This window comes from Rhodococcus sp. KRD197 (assembly GCF_017168235.1).
In the GTDB taxonomy this organism is placed as follows: domain Bacteria; phylum Actinomycetota; class Actinomycetes; order Mycobacteriales; family Mycobacteriaceae; genus Rhodococcoides.
The window spans coordinates 1-15,614 of record NZ_JABFAO010000051.1; the positions used below are offsets into that span (position 1 = coordinate 1).

Below are 15,614 nucleotides of genomic sequence, written 5' to 3' on the forward strand. Positions count from 1 at the left end.
GGTATCACGGTCGTGCGGAGTTGACGGCGGATCGTTTTGTGGCGGATCCGTTCGATTCTGCTGGTGGTGGTCGGTTGTATCGGACGGGTGATGTGGTTCGGTGGTCGGCTGAGGGTGAGTTGGAGTATGTCGGTCGTTCGGATTTTCAGGTGAAGTTGCGTGGGTTGCGGATCGAGTTGGGTGAGATCGAGTCGGCGTTGTTGGCTGAGAGTGTGGTTGCGCAGGCGGTGGTGCTGGTTCGTCATGATCAGTTGGTGGCGTATGTTGTGCCGTCCGCTGGATTCTCGGTGGATGTCGGGGTGTTGGAGTTGTCGGTTGCGGGGGTGCTTCCGGGGTATATGGTTCCGTCGGCGTTTGTGGTGTTGGATGGTTTTCCGTTGAGTGCGGCGGGGAAGTTGGATCGTCGGGCGTTGCCGGATCCGGTGTTTGTGGTGCGGGAGTTCCGTGAGCCGGTGTCGGAGGTGGAGTGTGTGGTGGCGGGGGTGTTTGCTGATGTTCTCGGGGTTTCGGGTGTGGGGTTGGATGATGATTTCTTCGCTCTTGGTGGTAATTCGCTGATTGCCACGCAGGTCGTCTCACGCATCGGTGCCGCCCTGGACGCATCGGTGCCTGTGCGTGCCCTGTTCGACGCGACCACAGTCGAGACTTTCGCGAACGCTGTTGCCGCACTTGCCGGTACCGGTGGTCGACCGGCGTTGGTCACCGAGACGCGTCCCGACCGGATCCCGCTGTCGCTCGCCCAGCAGCGCATGTGGGTGCTCAACCACCTCGACCCGGAGTCGGGCGCCTACAACATCCCGTTGGCGGTGCGGCTGACCGGTGAACTCGATATCGCGGCGCTGCAGGCGGCTGTGTCCGATGTCGTCGCCCGACACGAATCGCTGCGCACGATCTACCCTTCCGACGAGGATGGCCCGCAGCAGCGAATTCTCTCGCCCGAAGAAGTGTCGTTCGATCTGACACCCGAGTCGGCCGAAGCCGAGACCGATGTGCGCCGAGCAATCGCAGAGGTGGTGCTCGGAGGCTTCGACGTCGCGGCAGCGGTACCGGTTCGGGTGTCCCTCGTCCGGCTGACGCCGACGGATCACGTGCTCGCCCTCGTGATTCACCACATCTCCGCCGACGGCGCATCCATCCCGCCTCTGGCGCGGGACGTGATGATCGCCTACGCGGCACGGCATTCGGGCACTGCACCCGAATGGGCGGACCTACCGGTCCAGTACGCGGATTTCGCGCTCTGGCAACACCGTGTCGTCGGGTCGACCGACCAACCAGGGTCGGTGGCCGCACAACAGCTCGAGTATTGGTCTGAGACACTGGCAGGCATTCCTGACGCCGTCGATCTCCCGACCGATCGTCCTCGTCCGCCAACACAGTCGATGCAGGGCCGATCGGTCGATTTCGAATTGGATCCCGAATCTCACGCCAAGTTGGTCGCGTTCTCGCGTGAGCGAGGTACCTCGCTGTTCATGCTGGTTCACGCCGCGTTGGCCATGTTGCTCGGACGCCTCAGCGGCAGCAGCGACATCGTCGTGGGCACGCCCATCGCGGGCAGGGGGGCCGCCGAACTCGACGATGTGGTCGGGATGTTCGTCAACACACTTCCCCTTCGGACTCGGGTCGAGTTGGGTGGGACGTTCTCCGGTTTGGTCGATGACGTACGCACCGCAGATCTCGGTGCGTTCGGCAACGCGGACGTTCCGTTCGAGAGCATCGTCGACGCCGTCGTGCCCAGCCGGTCGCAGGGGCGCCATCCCATCTTCCAGGTTGCGCTGTCCTTCCAGAACCTCGAACGGGTCAAATTGGATCTCCCGGGATTGACGGTCGAGGGGCTCGACACCGGAGAGCTCGCCGCGAAGTTCGATCTTCAGTTCACGATCGAACCGCGCACGAGTGAAGAAGGCTCTGCGGCAGGGCTGTTCGGGTCGTTGCTGTACGCGACCGATCTGTTCGACGAGGACACCGCACGTTCCTTTGCCGACAGGTTCACGCGTATCCTGCGGGCCGTCGCCGAAGAGCCGTACGTCGTCGTCGGCGATGTCGACATCATGTCCGCGAGCGAACGGGCACGAAGTGAGTCCGGTGGATCGTCGAACGGCAGCTCCGGCGCCCTGACGCCGGTGCCGGACAGATCGGTGCCGCAGGTGTTCGGTGCGGTCGTCGAACTCGATCCCGAGGCGCCCGCAATTGCTCACGACGGTGAGGAGGTGACGTACCTGGACCTCGAGGGACGCTCGTCTCGTCTTGCACGGTTGCTGATCGCCCGAGGAATCGGACCCGGTGATCGTGTGGTCGTCGACCTCGAACCGTCCGTCGACTGGGCTGTGGCCGTGCTCGCCGTGCTGCTTTCCGGGGCCGCGATCGTCGTCGCCGACAAGTCGACCTCACTGGCCGACCGCATTCGAATCTCGGGTGCCGGCGCGGTCGTCGGGAGTACAGGTACCGGTACCGAAACGATCGCGCTCGACGACCCAGCGACGGTCGACGCACTCGGTTCCGGTTCACCGCGGCCCATCGCGTACTCGTCGCGAACGCGGTTGCTCGGAATCGATGACGCGGCTGTGGTGGTCCTCGACGACCACAGCGTGGTCGAGCACACGCAGGCGAAGCTCGTGGCGGATCTGATCGACTCCGGCCGTCGTCTCGACGTGACATTCGAGTCCCGCCTCACGGCCGAACCTGCCGCAGGTGAGGTATGGCAGATCACTGCGCTCCTCGGCGCGATGGTGGCAGGGGCCGTGTGGGTGGTGCCGACTCGGGACGAACAGGGCGAACTACTCGGGACCCTGCTCGACGAATGGGTCACCCACGCATTCGTGCCGACTGCTGTGGCCGAGGCGTTGGCCCCTGAACAATTCGACGATCTGATCGCAGTCGTCGTCACCGAAATGGACGGCGGCGAACTGCAATTGGAGATTGACGGGGTCTCGGTGCTGGCGAACGAAGGTGCTCTCGGGCAGGGCGGCGAGACCCGATGACGCGGGAGCGCAGCGAGGTACGCCTGGACAGTGCAGAAAATGACACTGCGGAAAACGACGCGGGAGACAATACAGGCATGCACCACATGGATCGAGTCGCATGAGCGGCGATCGAACGACCGAAGGCCGCGAAGACGGGGGCGCCCGACGAGCGCGTCCCCGCCGTCCTCGGCGTAGGCGCGCCACTGCTCTGCTGCCCCAGATTCTCGGTGCGGCAGTCGAAATCGATCCGGACAGGGACGCGGTCTCGTTCGACGGCCGAGCGCTCTCGTACGCCGAGCTCGACAGTCGATCGTCGAGGATCGCGCGGGTGCTCATCGGACGAGGAATCGGACCGGAAGACGTCGTTGCGGTGGGGATCACGCGATCGATGGAGTCCGTTCTCGCGCTGTGGTCGATCACGAAAACCGGCGCGGCATTCGTGCCGGTGGACCCCACGTATCCCGTCGATCGCGTCCAGCACATGCTCTCGGACTCCGGTGCGAGAAACGGTCTGACCACCTCGGCCCATCGCGGCGGCCTGCCCGACACGTGTTCCTGGTCGATTCTCGGCGAGGCGGATTTCGAGGCCGCTATCGCTGCCGAGTCGGACGAGAAGATCTCGGTCTACGACCGAGTGCGACCTCTGCGGGCCGAGAACCCGGCGTACATCATCTACACATCGGGCTCGACCGGACGGCCCAAGGGGGTTGTCGTCACCCACACAGGCTTGGCCGACCTGGCCGCCGAGCAACTGGACCGCTACGGTCCGACATCATCCTCGCGCACGTTGGCTTTCGCGTCTCCGAGTTTCGACGCGTCGATTCTGGAGTTGTTGCTCGCCGTTGTTGCGGGTTCGACGATGGTCATTGCGCCGACCGACATCTACGGCGGTGACGAACTGGCCGAGTTCCTGCGGCGTGAGTCGATCACCCACGCCTTCGTCACTCCGGCCGCCTTGGCCTCGGTGGCTCCAGCCGGACTGGACGCTCTCGCCGTAGTAGTGGTCGGCGGTGAGGCCTGCCCACCCGAACTGCTCGACACCTGGGGCCGCGACCGCCGATTCTTCAACGCGTACGGTCCCACCGAATCGACGGTCGTCAGCAATATTTCTGGTGTGCTCTCTCCCGGGGATCCGATCTCGATCGGCGATGCCATTTCCGGGACGACGGCTCACATCCTGGACGGACGGTTGCGTCCGGTGCCGGGGGGTGTCGCCGGCGAGCTGTATCTCGCCGGTCACGGAATCGCCCGGGGATACCGTTCCAATCCGGCTCTGACATCGGACCGGTTCGTGGCCGACCCGTTCGCCGCCGACACACCCGCCAGAATGTACCGAACGGGTGACATCGTTCGCCGGAACTCGGCGGGCGCTCTGCAGTTCGTCGCCCGCAACGACTTCCAGGTCAAGGTTCGTGGATTCCGCATCGAACTAGGCGAGATCGACACCGCGCTCGCGGCACATCCGTCTGTGCAGTTCGCCGTCACCGTCGGCCACCCGGCAGCCAACCAACCCGCCGTCGGTCAACCTGCAGCCGGCCAGGACATGTCCTTGGTGGCGTACGTGCGACCGGTATTCGGAGATTCGGTGGATGCCGCGGAACTGGTGTCGTTCGTCGGCGCGACGCTGCCCAAGCACATGATCCCTTCGTCGATCATGATCATCGACGATATTCCGCTCACACCCGCGGGCAAGCTCGATCGAGATCGGCTACCGGCACCGGTGTTCGCGGCGCGCGAATACCGCGCGCCCGAGAGCGAGGCCGATATCGCGGTCGCTTCGGTGTTCACCGAGATCCTCGGCGTCGAGAAGGTCGGCCTGGACGACGACTTCTTCGAGCTGGGCGGCAATTCGCTCTCGGCGACGCGTCTGGCCGCTCGGATAGGGGCATCGCTGGACGTCAATTTCGGAGCACGCGAGGTGTTCGAGGATTCGACTGTCGGTGGACTGGCCGCGGCGGCAGCAAAGAAGGTCGGTGGACAGCGACGCATCGTTCTCGGCGACGATCCGCGACCCGCCAGGATCCCGTTGTCGCTGGCACAGCAGCGCATGTGGTTCCTCAACCGCTTCGACATGGAGTCGGCCGCGTACAACATTCCGGTGGCGATCCGGTTGTCCGGCGGTCTGGACGTCGCTGCGCTGCGAGCCGCTGTAGGCGACGTGGTCGCACGCCACGAACCTCTGCGAACGGTGTATCCGCTCGACGGCGAGGGCCCGATCCAGCGCATCCTCTCCTCCGAGAACGTTGCCGACGTCGAGGTGGTCGACGTGACCGAAGACCGGATCGTCGCCGAGGTGAGTGCGCTGGCGAACACGTCGTTCGATGTCACCACCGAAGTGCCTATAAGGGTTCGGTTGTACCGGCTCTCGGAGTCGGATTACGTGCTGGCCTTCGTGGTGCAGCACATCTCGGCCGATGGCGGATCGATGGCACCGCTGACGCGAGATCTCATGGTTGCCTACTCGGCGAGAGTCGCAGGCGCCGCGCCGCAGTGGTCACCGCTCGAGGTTCAGTACGCCGATTTCGCGCTCTGGCAGCGTCGAGTCCTCGGACGCGAGGACGACCCCAGTTCCGTTGCTTATCAGCAATTGTCGTTCTGGAAGTCCGAGTTGGCGGGGTTGCCCGATCAGATCGCTCTGCCCACCGACCGGCCGCGTCCAGCGATTCAGTCCTTCGACGGAGGCAGGGTCGACTTCAGCATCGACGCCGACGTGCAGGCTGCGCTCGCGTCCCTGGCGCGCGCGAAGAACGCGACGCTGTTCATGGCTGTGCATGCGGCGTGGGCGGCGGTGTTGGCTCGGTTGTCCGGATCTTCCGACGTCGCGGTGGGTTCGCCCATCGCGGGCCGCGGTGAAGCAGCGCTGGACGATCTGATCGGCATGTTCGCCAATACGCTCGTTTTCCGCACCGAAGTCGATCCAGCGGCGAGTTACCAGGAGTTGGTAGCTGAGGTACGTGAGGCCGACGTGCGTGCCCTCGCCCACGCAGATGTGCCGTTCGAGCGTCTGGTGGAGGTGCTCAATCCCGCTCGGTCCACCGCCCGTCACCCCCTGTTCCAGGTGGGATTGTCGTTTCAGAATCTCGACACGTTCGAGTTCGAACTGCCCGGTCTCGCTGTCTCCGCCGTCGACGCCGACGCCGAGGTGGCGCAGTTCGATCTCCATCTGATCGTCTCGGATCAGTACGACGACAACGGTGACCCCACGGGCATCGGCGGGACGCTGAAATACTCCCGCGCGTTGTTCGACGAGTCTTCGGCGCGCAAGATCGTGGACCGGTTGGTTGCGTTTGTCGGTGCGGTGGCCGATGATCCGGGGCTTGCTGTCGGGGATGTCGAGATCATGGATGAGGGCGAGCGGGAGCGTGTCGTCCGGTCGTGGAACGAGACCGAGCGAGCGGTGGATACCGCGTCGACGTTGGTGTCGTTGTTCTACGCCTCCGTCGTGGCGTCGCCGCAGGCCGTTGCGTTGACGTTCGGGTCGGATTCGTGGACGTACGCCGAGTTCGGGTCTCGTGTGAATCGGCTTGCCCGGCATCTGGTTTCGTTGGGGGTGGGTCCGGAATCTCTGGTGGCCGTAGCGATGCGGCGTTCGGAGTCGATGGTGACTGCGATGTACGCGGTCGTCATGGCCGGTGGTGCGTACGTGCCGGTCGATCCTGATCAGCCTGCAGAGCGGACCGGCTACATTCTCGAGTCGGCGCAGCCGGTTGTGGTGTTGATCGACGGTCGTGACTCGAGTGTGGATCTACCCGAGACCGGGGCGCACGTGGTCGATGTCGAGGCGCTGGACCTGGCGTCGTATTCGAGCGCTGCGTTGTCGGATTCCGATCGGGTCGGGCTGCTGCGTCCGGACAACGCTGCCTACGTGATCTTCACCTCCGGGTCGACGGGTCGCCCGAAGGGCGTGAGCGTCTCGCATCGGGCGGTGGTGAACCAGCTCGAGTGGAAACGCTCTGAATATGGTCTCGACAGCTCGGATGTGTCGTTGCTCAAGACGGCTGCGACGTTCGATTTGTCGGTGTGGGAGTTGTGGTCGTGGGCCACTACCGGTGGGCGTCTGGTGATTGCGGCGGCCGAGGGGCACCGCGATCCCGCGTATCTGGTCGAGGTCATCGAGCGCGAATCGGTGACGACGTTGCATGTGGTGCCGTCGGTGCTGGGTGCGCTCGTGAGTGCGTCGGGTGGGTCGCTGCCGGGGAGTGTGCGCCGGGTGCTGGCGATCGGTGAGGCGTTGCCGGCGTCGACTGCGGAGTCGGTGCTGCAGGGCAGTGATGTGCGGTTGGACAATGTGTACGGCCCTACCGAGGCTGCTGTGTCGGTGACCTCGACCCGGGTCGAGTTGCCGGTGGGATCGACGGTTCCGATCGGTCGGCCGGAGTGGAATTGCCGTGTGTATGTGCTCGATGCGCGTCTTCGTCCGGTGCCCGAGGGTGTGGTGGGTGAGTTGTATCTGGCGGGTGTGCAGTTGGCGCGGGGGTATCACGGCCGGGTGGATTTGACGTCGGATCGTTTCGTTGCCGATCCGTTCGGTAGGGGTGAGCGGTTGTATCGCACCGGTGATCTGGTGCGGTGGGCCGGTGATGGTGTGCTCGAGTATGTGGGGCGTGCGGATTTCCAGGTGAAGGTGCGGGGGTTCCGGATCGAGCTCGGTGAGATCGAGGCGGTGCTCGGTGCGGTCGAGGGTGTGCGTGATGCGGTGGTGATTGCCCGTAGTGACGAGCGGTTGGGTGATCGTCTGGTGGCCTATGTCGTCGCAGACGGTGCTGGGGCTGATCGGTTGAAGGATGTTGTTGCGAAACGGCTTCCGTCGTACATGGTTCCTGCCGCATTCGTGGTGTTGGATGCGTTGCCGTTGACGGTGAACGGCAAGCTCGATCGGCGGGCGTTGCCGGACCCGGAGTTCGAGGCGAAGGTCTTTCGCGCGCCGACGACCGCGGCCGAAAAGATGGTGGCCGGCGTTGTGGCGGATGTGCTGGGCCTCGATCAGGTCGGGCTCGACGACGACTTCTTCGACCTGGGCGGCAATTCACTGATCGCTACCCAAGTGGTCGCACGGCTGTCCGAGCTGGCGGGCTTCTCGGTTCCGCTGCTGTGGTTGTTCTCCGACGCCACCGTCAGCGACTTGGCCCGTCGTATCGAGGCCGGGCCAGTCGCGGCCGGTGGCGCAGACGCAGCTCTGGATGTCGTGCTGCGCATTCGCGAGCCGCGCGATGGACCGCGGCTCTGGTGCATACATCCCATCGTGGGAGTCTCCTGGTCGTTCGCAGGTCTTGCGAATGTGGTGGATCCGGATCGTGGGATCACGGCACTGCAATCGCCGGTCTTCACCGAGGACGACTGGTCACCGTCGTCGATCGAGGCGTGGGCACAGAGGTACGTTCACGAAATCCGACGTGTGCAGCCCGAGGGGCCGTACGAACTACTTGGCTGGTCCCTCGGCGGCGTGTTGGCGCATTCCATCGCGGTGCAGTTGCAGCAGATGGGGAGCACAGTGACGATGCTGGCGATGATGGACAGTCACCTTCCCGGGAAGAACGGGGAGACAGCCACGAACGCAGCTCCGATGACCCTGTCGGACCTGTTCGGTGGTCTGCTGCCCGACTCTGTCGATGACACCGCCGACGTGTCGACCGAGTCGATAGCCAAGGTCCTCTCGGTGTTGCCGTCCCCGCTGGCGGATGTCTCGTCGGGGCGAATCGAGCAGGTCGTCGCCGAGGCCGGCCGCGCCCCAGGTCTGATCGAACGTTACGAGCCGGCCCAGTTCGCGGGCGACCTGCTGTACTTCACGGCTGGACTCGATGACACCTCGGGCGCGGTCGGTGCCACGGGATGGGACGCATTCGTAGCGGGAACGGTGGACAACCACGTCGTGGATGCCACGCACTGGTCGATGGCATCGCCGGACGCGCTTGCGGTCATCGCATCCGTCGCAGCCACTTGGGACCGAGAACGTCAGGCCTGACCATGCGATACGCGGAGTCGGCTGAGAATACCGCTGGGCATGTTCTAATGAGTCGTTGCGCTCGGTCGCCGTCTGTCAACGCCGTGTCGGCGGTGTCGTGGAGCGTGATTTCGCGGCGGCCGGCCTCGAACCATGGACGCGCTCGAAGGGCTCTTCGCAATGACTTCACGGCCCGGTTCCCAGTCGTCTTCTGGACCGGCGCGTCGCGAACGGGCCGCACGAAGTCCCCGTCGCCGGAGTGAGCGCGCTCGGATCGCATTGCTGCCGAGTGTGCTGGCGGCTGCGGTCGAACGCGATCCCGGCGCAACAGCGATCGTCGACGGTGATCGGTCGATCACGTATGCCGACCTCGATGCGCGGTCCTCGGCATTGGCCAGGTTGCTCATCGAAGACGGCGCGGGTCCGGAATCGGTCGTTGCGGTGGCGTTGGCCCGGTCCGTGGAATCGGTCGTCGCGATCTGGGCGGTGGCCAAAGCCGGGGCCGCGTTCCTCCCGATCGATCCGTCCTACCCGGCCGCTCGCATTGCGCACATGCTCGACGATTCCGGTGCGACTCGCGGCCTGACGTCGTCGGGCAAACGAGACCGCCTGCCGAGCTCGTGCGCTTGGACATCGATGGACGACCCCGAAGTGCTGGCTCGCACCGACGAGCTTTCGTCCGAACCCGTTTCCGTCGCCGAGCGGACAGCGGTACTGCGGGCGTCGAACCCGGCCTACATGATCTACACCTCCGGATCGACCGGAACACCCAAGGGTGTGGTCGTGACGCACACGGCTATCGCCTCTCTGAGTGCTCATCTGGTTCGTGCGATCGGACTCGGGGCCGGCTCGCGCACGTTGCACTTCACCTCGCCCAGCTTCGACGCGTCGGTGTTGGACTATCTGATGGCCTTCGGCGCGAGCGCCACGATGATCATCGCCCCCACGGACAACTATGGTGGCGCCGAATTGAAGCAGCTGCTTCGTGAGCAGCGCGTCACCCACGCATTCGCCACACCGGCAGCCCTCGCATCGATCGATGGTGGTGGCCTGGACGACCTGCAGGCCCTCGTGGTGGGAGGCGAGGCGTTCGGCGCAGACCTGATCGCCAGGTGGGCACCGGGCCGAGCTGTGTTCAACGCCTACGGACCGACCGAGGCGACGATCGTGTCCACACTGTCAGCTCCGATCGGTGTCGGCGAGACTCCGACGATCGGTAGCCCGGTCGACGGGACGAAAGCGTACGTACTCGACTCGCGGCTGTCGGTCGTGCCGCCTGGGGTGGCAGGGGAGCTGTACATCGCTGGGTCCGGCATCGCGCGGGGGTATCACGGACGCTGTGCGCTGACATCCGAGAGGTTCGTCGCAGACTGCTTCTCCTCCGATGGCGGGCGGATGTATCGCACCGGAGATCTCGTTCGGGTCGACAGCGCAGGGGTCCTGGAGTACATCGGTCGCAACGACTTTCAGGTGAAGGTTCGTGGTCACCGTATCGAGCTGGGCGAGATCGATGCTGTTCTGGCGACCCACCCGGACGTCTCGTTCGCCGTCACGATCGGAGTCGAATCGGTCGGCGAAAGTTCAGGCGGTGACACCTCGCTCGTGTCGTACGTCCTGCCCTCCGCTGGCGGCGACATAGACGGTGCGCTCCTGACAGAGTGGCTGCGGCGATCGCTGCCGCGACACATGCTGCCGGCCAGCGTCATGGTCATCGACCGCCTGCCGCTCACCGGGGCAGGCAAGGTCGATCGATCCGCACTTCCGGAACCCGTCTTTCGGTCACGGGAATACCGCGTGCCATCGACTCCGACGGAAGTGGCAGTTGCCGGCATCTTTGCGGACGTGCTTCACCGCGAAAACGTCGGTGCCGACGACGATTTCTTCGATCTGGGCGGCAACTCGCTGATAGGCACCCAGGTCGCGGCCAGGGTCGGTGGTCTTCTGCATCGTCATGTGCCGGCACGGTTGTTGTTCGACGAGCCGACGGTGTCTTCCCTCGCGGCCGCCATCGATGCGCTTCCCCCTGCATTACCTGATGCGCGGACGGATACCGAACTGCGTGCGCGTGAGCGGCCCGATCGCATACCTCTCTCGCTTGCGCAGCAACGGATGTGGTTCCTGAATCGTTTCGACCCGGATTCGTCGGCATACAACATTCCTGTCGCTGTTCGGCTGTCCGGCTCACTAGAGACGAGCGCGCTCGCCGCAGCGGTGTCCGATGTGGTTGCACGCCACGAGGCCCTCCGAACCATCTACCCGGCCGACGAGCACGGCCCGCACCAGGTGGTGTTGGCAGCGCACGAGGCCGCAGTTGGAATGGAGGTGCTTCCTGCTGCCGAAGACGAACTGGTGGCACTCGTATCGGCCGGCATGCAGGCAACCTTCGATGTCACGTCCGAGGTGCCGATCAGAGTCTTCCTGTACGAGATTTCGCCGACGGAACATGTGTTGGTGGTGGTGATCCACCATATTTCCGCGGATGGTTCCTCGGTGGCACCGTTGACGCGTGATGTCATGTCGGCGTACGCCGCACGGCTCAACGGGAGCGCGCCGGACTGGGCCCCTCTCGAGGTTCAGTACGCCGACTACACATTGTGGCAACGGGAAACGTTGGGAAGCGCAGGCGACCCGGACTCGCGTGCAGGAATTCAGACGCGATACTGGCAGAACGAGTTGGCAGGGTTGCCGGATCAGCTGGATCTGCCGTTCGACCGACCACGTCCAGCGATGCAGTCACTCGCAGGCGGCGAGGTCGCCTTCGAACTGGGTGCCGAATTGCACCGAGGACTTCGGCGGATCGCCCGCGAAGGCAACGCCTCACTGTTCATGGTCGTGCACGCTGCGTGGGCGCTCACGCTGTCCAGACTGTCCCAGCGCACCGATATCGCAATCGGTTCACCCATCGCAGGTCGAGGTCAGTCGCAGCTCGACGACCTCATCGGTATGTTCGCCAACACCCTCGTGTTGCGCACCGAAATTCGCGGGGAGAGCAGCTTCGAGGAATTGCTTCGCTCCGTCCGCGATACCGATCTCGAAGCGCTCGATCACGCGGACGTCCCCTTCGAGGCCCTGGTGGAGGCCCTCGATCCAGCTCGCTCGATGGCGCGCCATCCACTGTTCCAGGTCGCGTTCTCGTTCCAGAACCTGGCGGTTGCTCAACTCGAACTCCCCGGACTCGTGGTGACCGGCATCGAAGCCGACGCCAGTATCTCGAAGTTCGACCTGCACCTCGTGGTAACCGACAACTACCGGGACGGCACCGAAGCGGGCATGAACGCAGTGCTGACATACGCCTCGGCTCTGTTCGACCGCAAGACTGCAGTGCGGACGGTCGAACTATTGAAGCGTGTACTCACCGCGATCACCCAAGATCCGTCGGTGGTCATCGGCGATATCGACCTGCTCGACGACCTCGAACGACGCACCGTTCTCGAGACCAGGAATGCTACGTCGCATTGGGTCGACACCGAGGCGACCCTGGTATCGATGTTCGACGCCGCAGTGGCTGCGGCGCCGGGCACAACGGCGCTCGTCGACGGAACCGACACCTGGACCTACGAGCAATTCGACACCCGAGTCAACAGGCTCGGCCGACACCTGATTTCACTGGGGATCGGCCCGGAGTCCTCGGTCGCGATCGCTCTCCCTCGATCCGCCGAACTGCTGGTTGCCATCTATGCCGTGGTCAAATCCGGTGCAGCGTACGTCCCCATCGACTCGAATCAACCCGCGGCACGGATCGATCACGTGATGAACACGGCCCTCCCCGCGGCCGTCATCACCTCCACCGCACTCGACCGGCCGAGCACTCTGTCTTGCCGGACGATCCTGATCGACAGTGTCGACCTCGCCGGATACAGCGGCGAGAGAATCGCCGACGAAGAGAGAACCGCGCCGCTTCGGCCCGGCAACACCGCTTACGTGATCTTCACCTCGGGTTCCACCGGAGTGCCCAAAGGTGTTGCAATCGAACACCGGTCGGTGATCAATCAGATCGCCTGGTTGCATCGCGAATACGGTCTCGACGCCACGGATGCGGCAGTGCTCGAGACCCCGGTGACCTTCGACCTGTCGGTGTGGCCCGTGTGGTCCTTGCTCACCGCAGGGGGACGCCTCGTACTAGCCGACCCCGAGCGTCACGGCGAACCCGAGCATCTTCGTCGGCTGCTGCGACAGCACGATGTCACAACGCTGTTCGTCGTCCCGTCCATGTTGGCGGCGCTCGTTGCCGATACTCGAGTCGGCCTGCCACACAGCCTGAAGCGCGCACTCGTCATAGGCGAGGCCTTCCCGCCTCGAGTGGCGGCAGAAGCGACGGCGCAGCACCCGGGCCTGGCTCTGCACAACCTCTACGGCCCGACCGAGGCGACAGTGTCGGTGACCGCACATGAAGTCACCGGTGAATCGGTCCCCTCGATTCCCATCGGCCTGCCGGAATGGAACACCCAGGTGTTCGTTCTCGACGGTCGGCTCAACCCGGTATCCGACGGCGTTGTCGGCGAGCTGTACGTCAGCGGCGTCCAACTCGCCCGTGGTTATCGAGGCCGGCCGGAACTCACGGCCGAGCGTTTCGTCGCCAACCCGTTCGGGCGCGGTGGATCTCGGCTCTACCGAACCGGAGATCTCGTCCGGTGGATCGGTGACGGAGTGCTCGAGTACGTCGGGCGCTCGGATCTGCAGGTGAAGGTACGCGGATTCCGTATCGAACCAGGCGATATCGAAGCAGCTCTACGCGTGCTCTCCGGCGTCCGCGACTGTGTTGTGGTCGATCGTGCACACCCGGATCTCGGCAGTCGTCTGATCGGATATGTCGTCGGAGCTGTTGCCCCACAGTCGATCTCTGCTGCCCTCCAGTATGCGCTACCGTCCTACATGGTGCCGTCCGTGATCATGGTGCTCCCGGTCCTGCCTCGCACCGTGAACGGAAAGATCGACCGCGCTGCGCTGCCGGAACCCGTATTTCAGGCCGAAGTGTTCAGAGCCCCGACCACGCTTGTCGAGGAAACGGTCGCGGCAGTTCTCGCCGATGTTCTGGGTGCGACAAGGGTAGGCGCCGACGACGACTTTTTCGCGCTGGGTGGCAATTCTCTGCTCGCGACGCAGGTAGTGGCCCGTCTGAGCGTCGCGCTGGATACGCAGGTGCCGGTCAGAGCCCTTTTCGACGCCCCCACGGTCTCGGCCCTCGCCGCCAGGGTCGAGGAACATGCCGGCAGTGGTTCCGGTGTACCGCTGACGGCGCGGCAGAGACCCGAACCCATCCCGCTCTCCCACGCGCAGCGACGGATGTGGTTCCTGAACCGGCTGGAGCCGGAGTCGGCCATCGACAACATCCCGGTTGTGGTGCGGTTGTCCGGCAGTCTCGATCTGGACGCACTTCGTAGCGCGGTGCGCGACGTCATCGCGCGACACGAGGTTCTGCGGACCTCGTACCCCGACACCGACGGAGTAGGTAGCCAGCGGATTCACACCACCGACCAGATCGAGATCGACACGAGTCCTCGTGAGGTAGCTGCGAGCACGGTCTCGGAGCACATAGCTGCCACGATCGACGCCCCCTTCGACCTGCAGTCCGCGGTTCCACTCCGCGTGAGGCTCTTTCGGCTCGGCAACGACGAACACATCCTCGTGCTGGTGACGCACCACATTGCCGCCGACGGATTCTCGATGACACCACTGGCCCGTGACGTGATGGTCGCGTACTCGGCACGCGCGGAGGGCACAGCACCACCGTGGGCGCCGCTGCCGGTCCAGTACGCCGACTACACGCTGTGGCAACAGGAGGTATTGGGCTCGCCCGAGGACCCGACGTCCCCCGCGGCAAAGCAGGAGAAGTACTGGTCCGAGACGCTCGCCGGCCTACCCGATCAACTCGATCTGCCGAGCGATCGGCCACGACCGCTCAGCGGGTCGGGGGCCGGTGGATCCGTCACTGTCGAGATCGGTTCGGTGATCCACGACCGGATCGCGCAGGTAGCCCGTGCGCGGCAGGCGACGCCGTTCATGGTGGTGCACACAGCGTTGGCCGTTGTGTTGGCGCGAGCAACCGGCAATACCGATATCGCAGTGGGTACCCCCACGGCCGGTCGAGGCGACGCGGCACTCGACGATCTCGTCGGAATGTTCGTCAACACCTTGGTGCTGCGTACACCGGTGGACCTGTCGAGTTCGTTCGACGCGCTGCTGCGCGAGACCGCGCACATCGACCTCGCCGCTTTCGGTCACGCCGATGTGCCGTTCGAGCGGATAGTCGAGGTCATCGACCCACCTCGGTCCCGGGGTCGCCACCCGCTCGTCCAGGTTCTGCTCGCATTCCAGAATGTCGAACGCACTGCATTCGAACTGCCCGCTCTCACTGTCTCCGCGGTCGACTTCGACGTCACCACCTCGAAGATGGACCTGCAGTTCACCGTCGTCGAACACCGTGACGCTGCCGGACACGCTGCCGGATATGCCGTCACCGTGACGTATGCGCGGGACCTGTTCGACGAATCCACTGCGAACGCGATGGCCGAATGGTTGGTCCGAGTTCTCGATGCGGTCACTTCGGACCCGGGTGTTGTGGTGGGTGATGTGGTGTTGGTGGGTGGTGTGGAGCATCGACGGTTGCTGCGATGGGGCGCTGCTCGTCGGGTTGGTGTGGGGATCGGGACTGTGTCGGAGTTGTTGGATGCACAGGTGGAGTTGCGGTCTGGGGCGGTGGCGGTGTCTTCGGG

Annotated in this window: 3 protein-coding genes; all 3 read left to right on the forward strand. The window is 64.6% G+C overall.

Annotated features, from left to right (window positions below; translation table 11 throughout):
* The coding region (locus J1M86_RS24020) for a condensation domain-containing protein (protein WP_206511644.1) at positions 1-2,978 on the forward strand (2,978 nt) is incomplete at its 5' end.
* Between the two features lie 100 nt (positions 2,979-3,078).
* Positions 3,079-8,922 carry a non-ribosomal peptide synthetase gene (locus tag J1M86_RS24025; protein WP_241260624.1) on the forward strand — a complete coding sequence of 1,948 codons (5,844 nt, stop codon included), beginning with the start codon at positions 3,079-3,081 and terminating at the stop codon, positions 8,920-8,922.
* Positions 8,923-9,081: 159 nt separating this feature from the next.
* The coding region (locus J1M86_RS24030; RefSeq protein WP_206511645.1) for an amino acid adenylation domain-containing protein at positions 9,082-15,614 on the forward strand (6,533 nt) is incomplete at its 3' end.